Annotated in this window: 14 protein-coding genes; 4 read left to right on the top strand and 10 right to left on the bottom strand. The window is 72.7% G+C overall.

All coding sequences use genetic code 11. From position 1 onward, the window contains the following. Positions 1–35 precede the first annotated feature (35 nt). Together ACIDOF_RS27095 and ACIDOF_RS27100 are read right to left on the bottom strand one after the other, a co-directional pair. Entirely contained in the window at positions 36–1,949 is a 1,914-nt protein-coding gene (locus ACIDOF_RS27095) for an IucA/IucC family protein (protein ID WP_409008720.1), read from the bottom strand. A gap of 61 nt (positions 1,950–2,010) precedes the next feature. Then, positions 2,011–3,501, bottom strand: a complete 1,491-nt coding sequence (locus tag ACIDOF_RS27100) for a diaminobutyrate--2-oxoglutarate transaminase family protein (protein ID WP_409008721.1) — start codon at positions 3,499–3,501, stop codon at positions 2,011–2,013. A gap of 411 nt (positions 3,502–3,912) precedes the next feature. Between ACIDOF_RS27100 and ACIDOF_RS27105 the strand changes: the two genes are divergently transcribed. Then, positions 3,913–5,151, top strand: a complete 1,239-nt coding sequence (locus tag ACIDOF_RS27105) for a trypsin-like serine peptidase (protein ID WP_409008722.1) — start codon at positions 3,913–3,915, stop codon at positions 5,149–5,151. Positions 5,152–5,313: 162 nt separating this feature from the next. Beyond that, positions 5,314–6,516, top strand: coding sequence for a trypsin-like serine peptidase (locus tag ACIDOF_RS27110; RefSeq protein ID WP_409008723.1), 1,203 nt, complete (start codon positions 5,314–5,316; stop codon positions 6,514–6,516). Between the two features lie 100 nt (positions 6,517–6,616). On the opposite strand, the gene hflX is transcribed toward ACIDOF_RS27110, so the two are convergent. From hflX to miaA, 6 genes are all read right to left on the bottom strand, one after another. Further along, complete coding sequence (gene hflX / locus ACIDOF_RS27115; protein ID WP_409008724.1) at positions 6,617–8,116, bottom strand: GTPase HflX; 1,500 nt, start codon at positions 8,114–8,116, stop codon at positions 6,617–6,619. Positions 8,117–8,327: 211 nt separating this feature from the next. Next, complete coding sequence (locus tag ACIDOF_RS27120; RefSeq protein WP_409008725.1) at positions 8,328–9,932, bottom strand: M1 family metallopeptidase; 1,605 nt, start codon at positions 9,930–9,932, stop codon at positions 8,328–8,330. A 131-nt stretch (positions 9,933–10,063) separates the two neighbouring features. Beyond that, positions 10,064–12,235, bottom strand: a complete 2,172-nt coding sequence (locus tag ACIDOF_RS27125) for a RelA/SpoT family protein (protein WP_409008726.1) — start codon at positions 12,233–12,235, stop codon at positions 10,064–10,066. A gap of 142 nt (positions 12,236–12,377) precedes the next feature. Then, positions 12,378–13,262, bottom strand: coding sequence for a diaminopimelate epimerase (gene dapF / locus ACIDOF_RS27130; RefSeq protein WP_409008727.1), 885 nt, complete (start codon positions 13,260–13,262; stop codon positions 12,378–12,380). Between the two features lie 201 nt (positions 13,263–13,463). Beyond that, the gene (locus tag ACIDOF_RS27135; RefSeq protein WP_409008728.1) at positions 13,464–13,973 is read right to left on the bottom strand and encodes a hypothetical protein; all 510 of its coding nucleotides are present in this window, start codon (positions 13,971–13,973) and stop codon (positions 13,464–13,466) included. Between the two features lie 101 nt (positions 13,974–14,074). Continuing rightward, positions 14,075–15,013: a tRNA (adenosine(37)-N6)-dimethylallyltransferase MiaA gene (gene miaA / locus ACIDOF_RS27140; protein WP_409008729.1), complete on the bottom strand. Its 939-nt coding sequence runs from the start codon at positions 15,011–15,013 to the stop codon at positions 14,075–14,077. A 157-nt stretch (positions 15,014–15,170) separates the two neighbouring features. Between miaA and ACIDOF_RS27145 the strand changes: the two genes are divergently transcribed. Beyond that, positions 15,171–15,452 (top strand): antitoxin, encoded by a 282-nt coding sequence (locus ACIDOF_RS27145; protein ID WP_409008730.1) that lies wholly within the window; start codon positions 15,171–15,173, stop codon positions 15,450–15,452. Between the two features lie 32 nt (positions 15,453–15,484). Here ACIDOF_RS27145 and ACIDOF_RS27150 read toward each other — a convergent pair whose 3' ends face one another. Together ACIDOF_RS27150 and miaB are read right to left on the bottom strand one after the other, a co-directional pair. Beyond that, positions 15,485–16,201 carry a class III extradiol dioxygenase subunit B-like domain-containing protein gene (locus tag ACIDOF_RS27150; RefSeq protein ID WP_409008731.1) on the bottom strand — a complete coding sequence of 239 codons (717 nt, stop codon included), beginning with the start codon at positions 16,199–16,201 and terminating at the stop codon, positions 15,485–15,487. A gap of 207 nt (positions 16,202–16,408) precedes the next feature. Further along, on the bottom strand, positions 16,409–17,935 hold the full coding sequence (gene miaB / locus ACIDOF_RS27155; protein ID WP_409008732.1) for a tRNA (N6-isopentenyl adenosine(37)-C2)-methylthiotransferase MiaB: 1,527 nt from the start codon (positions 17,933–17,935) through the stop codon (positions 16,409–16,411). A gap of 125 nt (positions 17,936–18,060) precedes the next feature. On the opposite strand from miaB, the gene ACIDOF_RS27160 reads away from it, so the two are divergent. Continuing rightward, positions 18,061–19,056 (top strand): TAXI family TRAP transporter solute-binding subunit, encoded by a 996-nt coding sequence (locus tag ACIDOF_RS27160; RefSeq protein WP_409008733.1) that lies wholly within the window; start codon positions 18,061–18,063, stop codon positions 19,054–19,056. The last annotated feature ends 22 nt before the right edge of the window (positions 19,057–19,078 follow it).

A 19,078-nucleotide genomic window follows, 5' to 3' on the forward strand; every position in this document is an offset into this window, starting at 1 on the left:
GACCAGCCTACGGTGCCCCACTGACAATGCCGCGATCACGCCCGCGGCCCCGGCCGCTCGAGCGCCGGAAGGTCCTGCTGCCCCAGGTGGAGCGGGTTCGGCACGGTGCCGTGGACGGCGGCGTGCGGCCGCTCGGGGCGGTCCCGGTAGCCGTCGAGGTGGAGCCGGTTCCGGTTCAGGCAGAGGCGCTCGATGCGGGGCGTGAGCAGGTCGAACAGCTCGAAGCGGTCCTTCAGCTCGGGGAAGCGGGCCTGGTGCCGGTCGATCTCCTCGCGTACGAGCGCCCAGAACTCCCGCTCGGGGACGCCGAGTTGGTCCTCGCAGAGCGGGGCGAGGTAGCGGAAGACGCCGACGAACAGGCCGGAGTGGATGAACTGGGTGAGGAAGCCGGGCTCCTCGGTGAGCAGCACCTCGCGTACGTCGTCCGGCATCGAGTCCAGCTCGGGCACGGGCTGTGCGCTGACGTTCACGTCGTCCACGAAGTCCTTCACCGCGAGCCTGACCGGCACGTCCGCCTCGTCGAAGACCACGATCGCGTTCTCCCCGTGCGGCGAGAAGACCGTGCCGTAGCGGTAGAGGAAGTGCAGCAGCGGGGGCAGCAGGGCGGCGAAGAGGCGGGTGAGCCAGGCCTTCGGGGCGCGTCCGGAGCGCTCGACGAGTTCGGCGGCGAAGGCCCGGCCGCTGCCGTCGGTGTGCAGCAGCGAGGCGAGGGTGCGGGCGCGTTCGCCGGGGTCGAGGCGCTGTTCAAGGGGCTCGCGCCAGATCGCGCCGAGGAGCTCCTTGTACTGGTACGGAACCTCCGGCAGCTCGTCGTACACCGGGTGCCGGACGGTGACCGAGGCGACCTCGCCGAGGAGGATCACGCGGCACTCGTCGCGCAGGAACGGGTCGGCGTCGCGCAGGGCGTGCACCCAGGCGGTGACGGCCGGTGCGGCGAGGGTGCGGTCGGTCGGAAGTCCGCGCCAGACCAGGGTGTTGAGGATCGACAGCGGCAGCTTGACGGTGTGCCGGTCGGGCCGGGCGGTGTTGAGGAACGTGCGGATGGACTGCTGCGGGAGGCGGGTGTCCGGGTCCTCGGGGAGCGGCACGACGGCGCCGGCGGCGATGTGCGGGGCGAACAGCGGGAGCACGATCTCGTCCCACTGCCAGGGGTGCACGGGCAGGTAGAGGTAGCGGCGCGGGTCGAGGCCGCGGGCGCGCAGGGTGTCCGCGAACGCGTCGAGGGTGGCCGGGTCCAGCTCGTGGGCGTAGAGCCGGGCGGGGTCGGCGAGGTGGTCGACGCCGCGGTAGGTGGCCAGGTCGTGGCTGACGGCGAGCCACGGGAGCCGCACCGGAACGCGGGCCTCCGGCGCCCAGCGGGCGGTGTCGGAGGCCGCGAAGCCGAGCCGCCCCTTGTTGAGGACGAGCCAGGGGTGCCCGGTCTGGTGCCCTTCCAGTTCCGCGTACGGCAGGTCGGCGAGGGCGGCGGCGCCGTGGCCGGTGTGGTCGAGGCGGGCGTCGGCGGCGAGGGTGCTGTTCAGCTCGCGCACCAGGTGGCCGAGGGTGTCCCCGTCGAGGCCGAGCAGCCGCCGGGCCCGGCCGAGGAACGCGAACGGGTCGCCGAACGGCTCCTCCTTCCCGTCCCCCGCGCACAGCCTCAGCGAGTCCGGCTCGACCCGCCAACTCCCGTACGCCGCACGCCGGGCGCGGAAGCGGAGCCGGGCGCCGTCGTCCAGCGCGAGCCCGTAGGAACCGTCGCCCTCCGGTTCCGGCGCGACGATCTCCTCGTAGGCGAACTCACCGATCATCTTGGCGAGGAGCCGCCGGGCGGCGCGGGCCCAGGTCTCGGCGTTGAGCTCGGGCGGTACGGATGCGGCGGCGAGCGGGGCGTTCGGCACGGTTGCGGCGAGCGGGGCGTTCGGCACGGTCGGTCTCCCACTTCGAAGCGGCGTACGGGGTATGTGGCTCATGTTCCTCAAGAGGTACGGAAGTTGGGCGGATTCCGGCCATACGGCCCGTGGCCGGGCGGTGCTACTGCCGGGCGGATTCCGGGCGTTGGGGTTTCAGTACGCAGGCCAGGGCGTCGGAGAGGCGGTCGAGGACCGCGTCCGCCTGGTCGTCGGTGAGGGTCAGCGGGGGCAGCAGGCGGACGACGGTGGAGTGGCGGCCGCCGAGTTCGACGATGAGGCCGCGGTCCAGGCAGGCGCGCTGCACGGCAGCCGCGAGCCGGGGCGCGGGCGGCGGCGGACCGGCGCTCACGAAGGAGTCCGCCGCGGAGTGCGCCGCCGAGTCCGCTGCCAAGTCCGCCGCGGCTTCGGCGCCTTCCGGGTCGACCAGCTCGACGCCGATCATCAGGCCCCGGCCCCGTACGTCGCCGATCTGCGGGTGGCCGGCGGCGAGCGTGCGCAGGTGGGCGAGCATGCGGGCGCCGAGGTCGGCGGCGCGCTCGGCGAGGCGGTGGCGGCGGACGTGGGCGAGGGTCGCGGCGCCCGCGGCCATGGCCAGTTGGTTGCCGCGGAAGGTGCCCGCGTGGGCGCCGGGCTCCCAGACGTCGAGGTCGTCGCGGTAGACCACGACGGCGAGGGGGAGGCTGCCGCCGATGGCCTTGGACAGGACCATCACGTCGGGCACGATCCCGCTGTGCTCCACGGCCCAGAAGGCGCCGGTGCGGCCGACGCCGGTCTGCACCTCGTCGGCGATCAGCGGGATGGAGCGGGCCGCGGTGATCTCGCGCATCCGGCGCAGCCACGCGTCCGGCGCGGGCACGACCCCGCCCTCGCCCTGCACCGGTTCCACGATCATCCCGGCGGGCGTCGGCACCCCGGACTTGGCGTCGTCGAGCAGCGACTCGGTCCAGCGGGCGGCCAGTTCGGCCCCTTCCGGCCCGCCGGTGCCGAACGGGCAGCGGTAGTCCTGCGGGTACGGCAGCCGGGTCACGCGTACGTCGCCCGCGCCGCCCGACGCGGCGAGCGCACCCTCGGTCATGCCGTGGTACGCGCCCGTGAACGCGAGCAGTCCGCCGCGTCCCGTGGCCGTGCGGACCAGCTTCAGGGCGGCCTCGACGGCGTCCGTGCCGGCCGGGCCGCAGAACTGGACGCGGGCACGGGCCGCGAAAGCGGGCGGCAGCGTCTCGAACAGCTCGGTGACGAAGGCGTCCTTGACGGGCGTCGCGAGGTCCAGGACGTGCAGCGGAGCGCCCGAGTCGAGGACCTTGCGGATGGCCTCCAGGACCACGGGGTGGTTGTGGCCGAGCGCGAGGCACCCGGCGCCGGAGAGGCAGTCCAAGTACCGCCGCCCGTCGGCCCCTTCGATGGTCAGCCCGCGGGCGCGCACCGGCACGATGGGCAGCGACCGCGCATAGGTGCGGGCGGCCGACTCGCGCAGCGACTGCCGCCGCAGAATCCCCTCGCCCCCGGCGGCACTCCGAGCGGCGGCAGGCGCGGGCAGCGCAGGCGGTGCGGGTACGGGCGGGGCTGCGGCGGGCGGCGCCGGTTGCGGCGGCGCAGGCTCGGTGACGGCCACGACTGTGTGTCCTCCCGCTGTGCGTCGGTGAGTTGGGCGGTACGCCGGCCGAGGCCGAGGGGTCGCACACGGGACGCGTGTCCCCCGTACGTACCAACGACGCGGGGTGCGGGGGATCACGCGCGGGCGGAATTCCTTGCCAAACGAAAACCTTCGCGCAGGCGCGGACGCGTGCTGGGGGCCTTCACGCGGGCGTGAGCACGTACGCGGCGATCGCAAACGCCATCAACCGGAAGTTCCCCGACAAGCTCCTCCGCCGCGGGGCAGGGCCGTGACAGAACCGTTGCGGCCCCGTCGGTCGTCCCCGATCGCACCGGCATAGTGTGGGGTGCTCGATCGTCGCGCCGCTCCGCGGCGGTCCCACAACTGCACACGTGAACTGCACAAAGTCAAAACAGGGGGATTCTCGCCATGCGACCCATACGTCCGCTCTTCGCCGCTCGCCGAGGGAGGAGTGTGCGCCGTACCTCCTCCGTGCTCGCGGTCTCGGCCGCGCTCGCGCTGACCGCCACGGCCTGCGGCCCCGGTGAGGACAACGCCGACGGCAAGCCCACCGCCTCCGCGACGACCGACGGCGGCGGCAGCACCGGCGGCAGCGGCGGCGGGGACAAGATCGAGATTCCGGACGACATCAAGGACCGGCTCAAGGAGCACGGCATCGATGTCGACAAGTGGCGCAACGGCGAGTGGAAGAACTGGGACAAGGACAAGTGGCTGCGCGAGGCTGAGGACTTCGTCAACCCGATCATCGAGGAGTACTGGGACCCGGACCGGCTGCGCGACACCGACAAGACCCCCGAGAAGCCGGTCGACAACGACATCTCGGGCGACCAGGGCAAGACGGACCCGACGCCGGCCCCGGTCGACGCCGAGGAGATCGCGGCCCCGTACCACGGCAGCTCCCCCGCCACCGGCAAGCTCGTCTTCGAGACGCCGGAGGGCTCCGCGCAGTGCTCCGCGACCGTGGTGAAGGACCCGGCCAACCCGGGCAAGTCCAACATGGTGTGGACGGCCGGCCACTGCGTGCACGCGGGCAAGTCGGGCGGCTGGTACCGCAACATCGCCTTCGTGCCGTCGTACAACGACGAGGGCAAGACGGCCCAGCAGCTGGAGGCCGAGAAGCCGACGCGCGAGGAGATCGCCCCGTACGGCATCTGGTGGAGCGACTGGACCAAGACGTCCGACCAGTGGATCGCGACCGGCGCCAACACCGGTGGCGCGGGCGCTCCCTATGACTTCGCCGTGATGCACATGGCGCCCGAGAAGGGCGGCAGCAAGTCCCTGGAGGAGACCGTCGGCGCCGCGCTTCCGGTCGAGTTCAACGCCCCGGCCGTGCCGAAGATCGACTCGATCAAGGCGACCGGCTACCCGGCGGCCCCGCCGTTCCAGGGCCAGGAGCAGTTCTCCTGCGCCGACAAGCCCGGCCGGCTCTCGCTGAGCGCGAGCCAGCCGACGATGTACCGCATCGGCTGCACCATGACCGGCGGCTCCTCCGGCGGCGGCTGGGTGGCCACGGGCCAGGACGGCAAGCCGGCCCTGGTCTCCAACACCTCCATCGGCCCGGCCACCGCGGGCTGGCTCGCGGGCCCGCGCTTCGGCAAGGAGGCCAAGGCCATCTACGACCAGGTCAGCGAGAAGTTCGCCAACTGACCCGAGTCGAGGTCGACCGACCCGGGTCGAGGTCAACCGACCCGAGTCGCGAGGCCGTCGGCGCCTCCCTCCTCTCAGGTACGCCGCTCCCGGGGCCGCCCCGGGAGCGGCACCTCTTTCCCCATCACCACCGCTCCACACCCATCGGGGGTTTTCCGAACCATGCGATCCATACGTCCGGCGCTGGCCGCGGCCTCGCTCGCCGTGGCCCTGGCGCTGACCGCCACCGCCTGCGAGTCCGGCGGCGACCCCAAGGCCGACGCCAAGCCGACCAACTCCGCCGCGCAGGACGGCGGTTCGGGCCAGGACGACGCCGCCCAGCTGCCCGACGACCTCGACGGCATCGCCGACCGGCTCAAGGAGCACGGCATCGACGTCGACAAGTGGAAGAACGGCGAGTGGAAGAACTGGGACAAGGACAAGTGGCTGCGTGAGGCGAAGGACTTCGCCAACCCGGTCATCGAGGGCCTGTGGGACGCGGACCGGATGAAGTCCGCGAAGGCCCCCAGCCAGACCATCTCCAGCAAGGCCGCGGCCGGCAACGAGGGCGTCACCGACCCGGAGCCCCGCCCGGTCCGCGCCGAGCCGGAGCGCACGCCGTACTACAAGTACGCGGCACCCGTCGGCAAGATCTTCTTCGACACCCCGGAGGGCTCCGCGGTCTGCTCCGGCACCGTCGTGAAGGACCCGCGCAACCCCGGCAAGTCCAACCTCGTGTGGACCGCGGGCCACTGCGTGCACGCCGGCCAGAAGGGCGGCTGGTACCGGAACATCGTCTTCACCCCGGCCTACAACCACAAGGGCCTCTCCGCCCGCGCCCTGGAGAGCGCCGGCCAGCAGGACCGCGCCCCGTACGGCCAGTTCTGGGCGGACTGGATCTCCACGTCCAACGAGTGGATCGACGGCACCACCGCGCAGAGCCCGGACGCCGGTTCGTTCGAGTACGACTACGCGGTGCTGCACGTGAAGCCGGAGCGCGGCAGCAAGTCCCTGGAGGAGACGGTCGGCGCCGCGCTGCCCGTGGACTTCTCCTCACCGTCGCCCAAGTCCGTGGACGCGATGGGCGCTTGGGGCTACCCGCAGGCCCCGCCGTACGACGGCGCCCTGATGCACAAGTGCATCGACCGCCCCGGCCGGCTCTCGCTGACCCCGAACTCGCCGACGATGTACCGCATCGGCTGCACCATGACCGCCGGCTCCTCCGGCGGCGGCTGGTTCCGTGAGGTCGGCGACGGCAAGCTCGCGCTGGTCTCCAACACCTCGATCGGCCCGGCCGGTTCGAACGGCTGGCTCGCCGGCCCGCAGCTCGGCGACGGCGCGAAGCGCGTCTTCGACACGATGAGCAAGAAGTACGGAAGCCTGTAGGCACGCTCTCCGCACAGCAACGAAGGCCCGCCCCCTCGAACTTGAGGGGGCGGGCCTTCTTCGTACGACCGACTTGTTCGTACGACCGAACTGCTTGCCGTCAGTGCTCCGCGGGGACGAACCGGGCCAGTTCCGCGGCCAGTTCCTCATGCACCCGCGCCTTGAGCAGCGTGCCCTCCGGGAGGTGCTCCTCGGAGATCACCTCGCCCTCGGCGTGGGCCCGGGCGACGAGCCCGCCCTGCGTGTACGGCAGGAGGGCCTCGATCTCGATCTCGGGGCGGGGCAGTTCGGCGTCGATGAGCGCGAGGAGCTCGTCGATGCCGTCGCCCGTGCGGGCCGAGACCACGATCGCGTGCCGCTCGGCGCGCAGCAGGCGCTGCAGCACCAACGGATCCGCCGCGTCCGCCTTGTTGACCACGACGACCTCGGGCACGTCCGTCGCACCGACGTCCCGGATCACCTCGCGCACGGCGGCCAGCTGCTCCTCCGGCACCGGGTGCGAGCCGTCGACCACGTGCAGGATCAGGTCGGAGTCGCCGACCTCCTCCATCGTGGAGCGGAACGCCTCGACCAGGTGGTGCGGCAGGTGGCGGACGAACCCGACCGTGTCGGCCAGGGTGTAGAGCCGCCCGCTCGGGGTCTCCGCGCGGCGGACGGTGGGGTCGAGGGTGGCGAACAGCGCGTTCTCCACCAGGACTCCCGCGCCCGTCAGGCGGTTGAGCAGCGAGGACTTGCCGGCGTTGGTGTAGCCCGCGATGGCGACCGAGGGGATCTTGTTGCGTCGGCGCTCCTGGCGCTTGACGTCCCGGCCGGTCTTCATCGCCGCGATCTCCCGGCGCATCTTCGCCATCTTCTCGCGAATCCGCCGCCGGTCGGTCTCGATCTTGGTCTCACCGGGACCACGCGTGGCCATGCCGCCACCGCCGCCGCCACCCATCTGACGGGAGAGCGACTGACCCCAGCCGCGGAGCCTCGGCAGCATGTACTGCATCTGTGCCAGGGCGACCTGCGCCTTGCCCTCTCGGGACTTGGCGTGCTGGGCGAAGATGTCGAGGATCAGGGCGGTGCGGTCGACCACCTTGACCTTGACGACGTCCTCGAGGTGGATGAGCTGGCCGGGGCTCAGCTCACCGTCGCAGACCACGGTGTCGGCGCCGGTCTCGAGCACGATGTCCCGCAGCTCCTGGGCCTTGCCCGAGCCGATGTACGTGGCGGGGTCCGGCTTGTCCCGGCGCTGGATGACACCGTCGAGCACGAGGGCGCCCGCGGTCTCGGCGAGGGCGGCGAGCTCCGCGAGGGAGTTCTCCGCGTCCTGAACGGTGCCCGAGGTCCACACGCCGACGAGCACGACCCGCTCCAGGCGGAGCTGTCGGTACTCGACCTCGGTGACGTCCTCGAGCTCGGTGGAGAGGCCCGCCACACGACGCAGAGCCGCACGCTCGGAGCGGTCCAGCTGGTCGCCGTCCCGCGCTCCGTCGATCTCGTGGCTCCAGGCGACGTCCTCTTCCATCAGGGCATCGGCCCGAAGTCCTTCGGGGAGGTTCTGCGCGGTGCTCTGGCGGTCCTGCGCGTCCTGGGAAGGGGAAGAAGAGGAGGTCATTGGATCCTTACGTCGTTGGGAAGGGGGAACCACCCGACCCGGGCGGTCCTCGATGAAGTCAACGCGCGCATGTCCCGGGAGATTCCCGGCCGGCCGCGCCGCCGACCCGTTGATGGTCTCACGGTACGCCCCGTCTCGGCACCCGACTTTTCCGGTGCGTACGCGGGTGGGTGCGAACGACCCGGTACCGCCGTGCGCGGGGCCCGGCTGCTCACCCGGCGTGCCCGTGCTGCTCGTGCCCGTGCTGGCCGTGCGTGTGTGCGGGGTGGGCGTGCTCGTGGGTGGGTGCGGAGGGGTGCGCGGAGGTGTGCGCGGGGGTGTGCGCCGGGGCGGCGGCGCGAGTGGCGGGCTTGCCCTTCGGCGCGGTCGGGGCGGCGGACTTCCAGTCGGGGTGGCCGGGCATCGGCGGGGTCTTGGCGCCGTACAGCCAGGCCTTGAAGAAGCCGGTCAGGTCGCGGCCCGCGATGCCGGAGGCGAGGCGGACGAAGTCGGCGGTGCCGGCGTTGGCGTTCTGGTGCCGCAGGACCCAGGCGCGCTCCAGGCGGTCGAAGGCGGCGTGGCCGATCTCCTGGCGCAGCGCGTACAGGACGAGGGCGCTGCCGTCGTAGACGACCGGGCGGAACAGGCTGATCTTCTGGCCGGGGCGGGGCTTCTTCGGTGCGGCGGGCGGGCCGCCGGCGGCGCGCCAGCGGTCGGACTCGCGGTAGGCCATCTTCATCCGCTTCTGCAGCGGCTGCTTGGCGCGCTCCTCCGCGTAGAGCGCCTCGTACCAGGTGGCGTGGCCCTCGTTCAGCCACAGGTCGGACCAGGTGGCCGGGCTGACGCTGTTGCCGAACCACTGGTGCGCCAGCTCGTGCACCATGATCGTCTCGACGTACCACTCCGGGTACTCGGGCTGCGTGAACAGGCCGCGCTCGAACAGCGACAGGGTCTGCGTCTCCAGGGCGAACCCGGTGGTGGCGTCGGCGGCGAGGACCCCGTACGTCTCGAAGGGGTAGCGGCCGACCTTGTTCTCCATCCAGGCGATCTGGGCCGGGGTCTTCTTCAGCCACGGTTCGAGCTTCTTGCGGTCCTTGGACGGCACGACGTCCCGTACCGGCAGCCCGTGCGGGCCGCCGCGGCGCAGCACCGCCGACTTGCCGATGCTGACCTGCGCCAGCTCGGTGGCCATGGGGTGGTGGGTGCGGTACGTCCACGTGGTGTTCGCGGCGCCCGCGCGGCGGCCGGCGGGCAGCCCGTTGGCGACCGCGGTGAGGCCCTTGGGCGCGGTGATCCGGAACGTGAAGTACGCCTTGTCGGAGGGGTGGTCGTTGGAGGGGAAGACGCGGTGGGCGGCGTCGGCCTGGTTGGCCATGGCGAGCCCGTCGCCGGTCTGCACCCAGCCGCCGTCGGACGTGCCGGCCGGGTCGCTGGTGTGCCGCACGGTGATCCGCAGCGAGCCGCCGGCGCCGACGGGGCGGGCGGGGGTGACGACGAGGTCCTCGCCGGTGCTCGCGAACTTCGCGCGCAGGCCGTTGACCTCGACGGAGCGGACCTTGCCCCCGGCGAAGTCGAGGTTGATCCGCCGCAGCTGGTCCGTGGCCCGCGCCTGCACGACGGTCACGGCGTCCAACGGCTTGGTGTTGTCGCCCCGGTACGCGAACGACAGGTCGTACGCGGTGACGTCGTACCCGGGGTTGCCCAGGTGCGGGAAGAGGGGGTCGCCGATGCCGCGCGGGGCGACCGGCGAGGGGGCGCTCGCTGCGAGCAGCGAGACGGACACGGCGGAGGTGGCGGCTGCGAGGAGTGCGGCCCTGGTGCGGCGCGAGAGCAACATGAACCACCGCTATCAGCACGGGCCTTGCCCGCCGCGCCGACTCGCGATCGTCCCACCCGAACGAGGTGGTCGGACGTACGCCGCAGCGCGGGTTCGTGTGGGCGGCGGTCGGGGGACGGCGGGCCGGGCGCTCAGGACGTGGCCGCTGCCGGTTCCTTGCCGCGCCCCACGTCGTACACCCCCGGCACCTTGCGCATGGCCCGCATCAGGCCGGGGAGCTGGGCGGCGTCGGGGAGTTGGAGCGTGTACGAGTGGCGGACGCGGCCCTCGACCGGGGGCTCCACCGTGGCCGAGATGATCGCGGCGCCTTCGAGGGCGATGGCCTCGGTGAGGTCGGCGAGGAGATGCGGGCGGCCGAAGGACTCGGCGATGAGCGTGACCCGGCACTCGGCACCCTCGTCCGGCTCGGCCCAGTGCACGGCGACGGGCACGCGGCCCGAGGCGGACATCCGCTGCACGGCGGGACACTCGACGCGGTGCACGGTGACGGCGCCGCCGCGCACGGTGAAGCCGGTGACGACGTCCGGCGGGACCGGTGTGCAGCACCCGGCGAGGCGGACCGTGGCGTTCGGCAGGTCGACGACGGCGTTGGCCGCGCCGGGCCGCATCCCCGCGACGGTCAGCTGCGGGCGGGGTTCGGCGGCCGCGACGACCGGGCCTTCGGGGTGCGAGCTGAGCCAGCGGCCGATGGCGATGCGCGCCGCGGGCGTACGCGTGTGGTCCAGCCACTCGGCGTCCGGGCCGGACGCGGTCTCGGGCGGGGCGAGCAGCACATGCACCGTGTCGCCGTCGCGCAGGACCGTGCTGAGCGTCACCAGGCGGCCGTTGACCCGGGCGCCGATGCAGGCGTGCGCCTCCTCGCCGTACTGCGCATAGGCGGCGTCGACACAGCTGGCGCCCGCGGGGAGGTTCAGCGTGCCGCCGCCCGCGCGGTAGACGGTGATCTCGCGGTCCTGTGCGAGCTCTTCGCGCAGGGAGCTCCAGAACGTGTCCGGGTCGGGTGCGGAGCGCTGCCAGTCGAGGAGGCGGGAGAGCCAGCCGGGGCGGGTGGGGTCGACGCGCTCACCCTCCGCGCCGTCCTCGTCCGTGCCCGCGTCGTACGGGTTGCCGAGGGCGACGACTCCGGCTTCGGCGACCTTGTGCATCTGGTGGGTGCGGATGAGGACTTCGGCCACTTCGCCGTCCCGGCGGGCGACCGCGGTGTGCAGCGACTGGTAGAGGTTGAACTTGGGGGTGGCGATGAAGTCCTTGAACTCGGAGATCACCGGGGTGAAGCAGGTGTGCAGCTCGCCCAGGACGCCGTAACAGTCCGCGTCCTCGTTGACGAGGACCAGGAGGCGGCCGAAGTCGGCGCCGCGCAGCTCGCCGCGTTTGATCCGGGAGCGGTGCACGGAGACGAAGTGCCGTGGCCTGATGTGGACTTCGGCGGCGATGTCGGCCTCGCGGAGCACCGTGCGGAACTCTTCGGCGAACTCCCCGAGGGGGTCTCCGGCCGCGGCGTTCTCGGCGATGAGGGTGCGGGTCTTGTCGTACTCCTCGGGGTGGAGGATCGCGAAGACCAGGTCCTCCAGCTCGGACTTGAGGGCCTGGACGCCGAGGCGTTCGGCGAGCGGGATGAGGACGTCCCGGGTGACCTTGGCGATGCGGGCCTGTTTCTCGGGGCGCATCACGCCGAGCGTGCGCATGTTGTGCAGGCGGTCGGCGAGCTTGATCGACATGACGCGGACGTCGTTGCCGGTGGCGACGAGCATCTTGCGGAAGGTCTCGGGCTCGGCCGCCGCGCCGTAGTCGACCTTCTCCAGTTTGGTGACGCCGTCGACGATGAAGCAGACCTCGTCCCCGAACTCGCGGCGCACCTGCTCCAGGGTGACCTCGGTGTCCTCGACCGTGTCGTGGAGCAGGGAGGCCGTCAACGTCGTGGTCTCGGCGCCGAGTTCGGCGAGGATCAGGGTGACGGCGAGCGGGTGCGTGATGTACGGCTCGCCGCTCTTGCGCATCTGGCCGCGGTGCGAGGACTCGGCGAGGAGATAGGCGCGGCGCAGCGGCTCCAGGTCGGCCTCGGGGTGGTGGGCGCGGTGGGCGTCGGCCACATGGCCGATGGCGTCCGGGAGGCGGCCGCGGGAGGTCGAGCCGAGGAGGGCGGCCAGGCCGAGGCGGCGCAGATCGATGCGGGGACGGCCGCGCCTGCGGGGCGTGCCGGAGCTGCTCGGCGCGGGCGCGGGCGGCGTGGGCGCGTGCTCGTCCGCGGCCTCGGCGCTGTTCGGGGCGGTGCGCGCCGCAGTCCTCGATCCGTCCGCACTCATGGGAACCTCCGGCAGCTCGACCGGCGGTCGGGGGCGGGGCGGCGGGTCCCCCCGTTGCCGGTGCTTGATGCTATCGAGCCCATCACGCGCCGCTCACTTGCTCTCGCCCAGAGTGAAACGGATCACCCATTCGAGGGAACGTTCAGGCAATTCGGTTTTCGATCCACTCGGGCCTGATGTCACCTTCGGCCACGATCACGGCTGGTCCGGTCATCTCGATCCCTCCGTCGGGCCGCTCGGTGATCTCGAGCCTGCCGCCGAGGACGTCCACGGTGTACGTCACGGGCTCGCCGGTGACGGTCGCGCTCACTCCGTCCCGGCGGGCGGCGGCGACGGCGACCGCGCAGGCGCCGGTGCCGCAGGAGCGGGTCTCGCCCGCGCCCCGCTCGTGCACCCGCATGGCGACGTGGCGGGGGCCGCGGTCGGCCACGAACTCCACGTTCACCCCGTCCGGGTAGACCGTGGCCGGGCTCGTGGCCGGCGCCGCGTAGAGGTTCCCGGCGTGCGCCAGGTCGTCCACGAAGGCGACCGCGTGCGGATTGCCCATGTTCACGTTCAGGGCGGGCCAGCTGCGCTCGCCGACCGTGACCGTGGCCTGCTCGGCGGGGAGCTCGGCGCGGCCCATGGAGACGGTGACGGCGGCTTCGCCCGTGGCGTCGGCCTTGGCGATGTGCACCTTCTTGACGCCGCCCCGGGTGGCGACGGCGAGGTCTCCGGCCTCGACGTGTCCGGCGTGCTGGAGATAGCGGGCGAAGACGCGGACGCCGTTGCCGCACATCTCGGCGATGGAGCCGTCGCCGTTGCGGTAGTCCATGAACCACTCGGCCTCGTCCGCCATGTGCCGCGCCTCGGGGTGGGCGGCGGAGCGGACGACGTGCAGCAGGCCGTCACCGCCGATTCCCGCGCGCCGGTCGCACAGCGCGGCGACCGCCGTGGCGGGCAGCTCGATGGCGTTGTCCGGGTCGGGCACGATCACGAAGTCGTTCTCGGTGCCGTGGCCCTTGAGGAAGGCGATCCGCGTGCTCATTCCTCGATCGTACGGCCTGTGCCGCGAAGCCCTCGCCCGGCCTGTGGGTAGCGCTCATTCCGCTTCCGCGGGGCCTGGGGCTGCGCGACGGGGCGTACGGCGTGCCTGGCTGCGGGCGTACGGAGATCGCGTAGCGCGGGCGTACGGAGAGCACGTGGCGCGGGCGTACGGAGATCGCGTACGGCCGGCCGGTGAGCGGGGTCAGCGGAGGCGGGCCACGCGCCAGAAGGCGAGGAACGCGAGGGCGGCGACGACCACCGCGTACAGGGCGACGACGCGCCAGTCCGGGCGGCGGCCCGAGCCGCGGACGGGCAGGCCGGGCCAGGTGTGGCCGACGCGGCGGGCGGCCATCATGCCCCAGCCCGCGGCGCAGCTGCACAGCAGCAGCCCGAGCATCGCGACGACCGGGCCGCCCTCCCCGAACTCGAAGGCGAGCGGGAAGGCGAACATCAGGGAGCCGGTGGCGGCGAGGATCACGATGGGCGCGAGCTGCCAGATCCGCAGCCGGCGCCGGGGGCGCAGCTCGACCTCGACCTCGGAGCCGGTCACGCCGTCGGGCGGGGTCTCGTCCAGCTCGTCGGGTCCGTCCGCGACGACGCCGTCCGGGGTCGTGCGGGGACCGTCGGGGCGCTCCTCGTCGTCAGGTCCGTCGGAACTGAGCTGTCCCGGTTCCTCGTGTGCGGTGTTGCGAGGGCCGGCCTCCATCGCCACGCGCCCTCCCAACTCGGCTCCACTGGCTCGATCGAAGCTTGATGATGGCACGCCCCCAGGAGCCTGGATGACCGCCGGAGCGTCCCGATGCCATCACGTGATCAGGCTGTAACCGCTCGTTCGACCAACGCCAGGGCACTGCCCCGGAGTTCCCCGCGGTCCGCCGCCGCGCCACTGAGCCACTGCACGCGCGGATCACGCCGGAACCAGGAGTCCTGGCGGCGCGCGAACCGCTTGGTGGCGCGGACGGTCTCCGCGCGGGCCTCGTCCTCGGTGCACTCCCCGGCGAGCGCCGCGAGCACCTGCTGGTAGCCGAGCGCACGGGAGGCGGTGCGGCCCTCGCGCAGGCCCTGGGTTTCGAGGGTGCGCACCTCGTCGACGAGGCCGTCCGCCCACATCCGGTCGACGCGGGCGGCGATCCGCTCGTCGAGCTCGGGCCGCGCCACGTCGACGCCGATCTGCACGGTGTCGTAGACGGAGTCGTGGCCGGGGAGGTTGGCGGTGAAGGGGCGGCCGGTGATCTCGATGACCTCCAGGGCGCGCACGATGCGGCGGCCGTTGCTCGGCAGGATCGCCTTGGCTGCCTCCGGGTCGGCGGCGGCGAGGCGCGCGTGCAGGGCGCCGGAGCCGCGCAGCGTCAGCTCCTCCTCCAGGGCGGCACGGATCTGCGGGTCGGTGCCGGGGAACTCCAACTGGTCGACGGCGCCCCGGACATAGAGCCCGGAGCCGCCGACGAGGATCGGCCAGCGGCCCGCGGCGAGGAGTCGGTCGATCTCCGCGCGGGCCAGCTTCTGGTACTCGGCGACGCTCGCCGCGACCGTCACGTCCCAGATGTCGAGCAGGTGGTGCGGGATCCCGCCGCGCTCCTCGGGGGTCAGCTTGGCGGTGCCGATGTCCATCCCCCGGTAGAGCTGCATCGAGTCGGCGTTGACGACCTCGCCGCCGAGCTGTTGGGCGAGGAAGACGCCGAGGTCGGACTTGCCGGCCGCGGTGGGGCCGACGACGGCGATGACGCGAGGGGTGGTTGCTGCGCTGCTCACGGCCCCAGTCTCCCAAACCCGGCCGGGTGCCGGGCCCACGGGCGGTGCGGGCGGAGGCCTCGGACTGGCGCACCTTTTCCCGGGTACGGGTACGTTTGGAGTGGTCGAACCCGATATGGACCCGATACGGACCTGATACGGCCTGAGAGGTGGACCCATGAGCTTCCTGAACAAACTCAAGGACAAGCTCGCCCCGGCCAAGGACAAGGCCGCGGGCCTCGCCAAGGAGCACGGGGACAAGATCGACCACGGCCTGGACAAGGTCGCGCGGACGGTCGATCAGAAGACCAAGGGCAAGTACAGCGACAAGATCCAGTCCGGTACGGGCAAGGCGAAGGAGGGCCTGCACCGGTTCGCCGACAAGGGCGACGGGACGACGGGCGGGGCGAAGGGGCCGGACGACCCCGGCACGACTCCGCCCGCGCCACCGGCTCCCTGACCCTGCCGAAGCAGGGCTCCGTCGGCCTCCGGCTACGACCAGGCGGCGACCAAATAGCCCACCCCATAAGGGGCTTGGTCGTAGAGGAGCTCGCCCTTGAGGTCCGTTTCCCGAGCCGCGCCCGCGAGGATCTGCCACGGGGCGCGGCCCGCCGCCTTCAGCTGGTGGGCGAGTTCGGCGTCGAGGGATTCGACGGCGGCGAGGTCCGCTGCGGCGAGGGCGCGGGCGGCCTCGGCGTCGAAGGCCTCGGCGCGTTCGTCGAAGTAGCCGGGGGCCTTGAGGGTGCGGCAGGCGCTGGCGTCGCCCATGACGAGCAGCGCCACGCGCGCGTGCTGCGCGGCGAGTTCACGCCCGGTCTCGACGCAGCGCTCGGTCGGCAGCCGCTCGTCGACGCCGATTCCGGTGACGGGCGCGGCCGACCAGGAGGCCCGTTCCAGGAGCCAGGCGGCGACGGCGAGGGACGCGGGCAGTTCGCGGTCGGCGGGGGCTTCGGGGTCGGCCGGGCCGAGGTGGACGTCGAGGTCCACGCCGAAGCCGCGGAAGCTGCCGGGGGCGCCCTGCGGATGCGTGCCCCGCGCGGGCTCCTCGGAGGTGCCGACGACGATCAGCCGGTCCGGGCGGGCGGCGGCGAGCACGGCGACGGCGTCGGCGCAGGCCGCGCGGGCCTCGGCCAGTTCACCGGCGGCGCCCGCGGCGACCTCCGGCACGAGGAGCGGTGGGCAGGGGCAGACGGCTGCGGCTACGAGCATGATCGGCAGCGTAGCCGCCACGGCCCGCCCCTGTGGGGTCCGGGTGCGACGGCCCTGCGCCTGCGCAGCCGCTCCGCGCGGGCCGGGCGGAGCCGGGTGCGATGCTGCGTGCCGTCACGGCGGCCAGCGCTGTCCGTACGCCGCGTGCGCCGCGTGCGCCGCGTGCGCCGCGTACGCCCCGTCCCCCGCCGCCGTCGGGCGGCGCGGTCAGTCGCAGCCGCAGCCCGAGGAGGCCGGGGCCGGCTGGGGGGCGGGGGCGCCGATGGTGGGGATGCCGAGCATGACGCCCGCGGGCTTGGCGGCCTCGGCGGCGTTGCGCTTCTCCCAGGCGTCGCCCGCGCGCGTGCGGCGGACGTCGAGGACGGGGCCCTCCGCGAGCAGGTGGTGCGGGGCGGCGTAGGTGATCTCGACCGTGACGACGTCGCCGGGGCGGACCTCGGTGTCCGGCTTGGTGAAGTGCACCAGGCGGTTGTCGGGGGCGCGGCCGGAGAGACGGTGCGTGGTGTCGTCCTTGCGGCCCTCGCCCTCGGCGACCATCAGCTCGAGCGTGCGGCCGACCTGCTTCTTGTTCTCCGACCAGGAGATCTCGTCCTGGAGGGCGACGAGGCGCTCGTACCGCTTCTGCACGACCTCCTTGGGGATCTGGTCGTCCATCTCGGCGGCGGGCGTGCCGGGGCGCTTGGAGTACTGGAACGTGAACGCGTTGGCGAAGCGGGCCTCGCGGACGACGTGCATCGTCTGCTCGAAGTCCTCCTCGGTCTCGCCGGGGAAGCCGACGATGATGTCCGTGGAGATCGCCGCGTCCGGCATGGCCGCGCGGACCTTCTCGATGATGCCGAGGAAGCGCTCCTGGCGGTACGAGCGGCGCATCGCCTTCAGGACCGGGTCGGAGCCGGACTGGAGCGGCATGTGCAGCTGCGGCATCACGTTCGGCGTCTCGGCCATCGCCGCGATCACGTCGTCGGTGAAGTCGCGCGGGTGCGGCGAGGTGAAGCGGACCCGCTCCAGACCCTCGATCCGGCCGCACGCGCGGAGCAGCTTGCTGAACGCCTCGCGGTCGCCGATGTCCGAGCCGTACGCGTTGACGTTCTGGCCGAGCAGGGTGATCTCGGAGACGCCCTCGGCGACCAGGGCCTCGATCTCGGCGAGGATGTCGCCGGTCCTGCGGTCCTTCTCCTTGCCGCGCAGGGCCGGGACGATGCAGAACGTGCAGGTGTTGTTGCAGCCGACGGAGATCGACACCCACGCCGCGTACGCGCTCTCGCGGCGGGTCGGCAGCGTGGAGGGGAACGCCTCCAGGGACTCGGCGATCTCGACCTGCGCCTCCTCCTGGACGCGGGCGCGCTCCAGGAGGACGGGGAGCTTGCCGATGTTGTGCGTGCCGAAGACGACGTCGACCCAGGGGGCCTTCTTGACGATCGTCTCGCGGTCCTTCTGCGCGAGGCAGCCGCCGACGGCGATCTGCATGCCGGGCCGCTTCGACTTCATCGGGGCGAGCCGGCCGAGGTTGCCGTAGAGGCGGTTGTCGGCGTTCTCGCGGACGGCGCAGGTGTTGAAGACGACGACGTCGGCCTCGCCCTCGGCGGTGCCCTCGGGCGCGCGCACGTACCCGGCGTCCTCGAGGAGGCCGGAGAGCCGCTCCGAGTCGTGGACGTTCATCTGGCACCCGTAGGTCCGCACTTCGTACGTCTTCAGATCGCCCACTGCTCCACCTGCTGCCTCGTTACCGCTCACCCGACCAGGGTAAGGGGTCGCCCGGGGCGCCCGGGTACGCGAGCGACCGGGCGGTACGCGGGGCGGATCTGCTGTCAGCAGACGACTCTGGTCCGGGGCGGGGGTGAGCTGGCAGGATCGCGGCCATGTCGCAGGCTCTCCCCCGGATCAGCAGGCGCCGCGCCCTGCAGGGCTCCGCGGCGGCCTTCGTGGTGCTCGGGCTGCTGCTGTGGTGGCTGCTGCCGCTGGGCGAGACCTCGCCGAGCGGCCGGGTCGTGTTCAGCACGGGCGTGGAGTCGGGCGTCTACCAGCGGTACGGCCAGCTGCTGCAGCGGGCCGCGGCCAAGGACCTGCCCGACCTCGACATCGAGCTGAAGCAGAGCGAGGGCTCGCAGACGAACGTGGCCCGGGTCGCGACCGGCAGGGCGGACTACACGATCGCGGCGGCCGACGCGGTGGAGAAGTACCGCCTGGAGAGCGGCCCCGGCTGGGAGCGCCTGCGCGGCTGCGCCCGCCTGTACGACGACTACGTGCAATTGGTCGTCCGGCACGACTCGACCGTGCAGCGGGCCGCCGACCTGCGCGGCAAGCGGATCGCCGTCGGGCAGGAGGGCTCGGGCGTGCGGCTGATCGCGGAGCGGGTGCTGCGGGCGGCCGGGCTCGACCCGGAGAAGGACATCGAGGCCGAGCCGAGCGGCATCAACAAGGCGCCGCAGCAGTTGGAGAAGGGCGAGATCGAGGCGTTCTTCTGGTCCGGCGGGCTGCCCACGTCCAGCGTGAGAGAGCTGTCGGAGCGCGCGGACATACGGCTCGTCCGGCTCGACGACCTCGTCGAGGAACTGCACCGGCAGGGCGGCGCCTCCCGCTACTACCGGGCCGCGGTGATGCCGGCGGACGCGTACCCGGGGACGCAGGAGAACGCGGCGGTGCCCACCATCGCCGTCGCCAACCTGCTGGTCACGACGGACCGCGCGGACGAGGCGCTGACGGAGCGGCTGACCCGGACGGTGATCGACAGCCGGGACCACATCGGCTCCAAGGTGCACGCGGCACAGCTGGTCGACCTGCGGACGGCGATCTACACGGACCCGCTCTTCCTGCATGACGGGGCGAGACGGTACTACCGCTCGGTGAAGCCGTAAGGCCGGGCCGACGGTCGTACGG

It is taken from the genome of Streptomyces sp. Da 82-17, assembly GCF_046098215.1.
Taxonomy (GTDB): Bacteria; Actinomycetota; Actinomycetes; order Streptomycetales; family Streptomycetaceae; genus Streptomyces.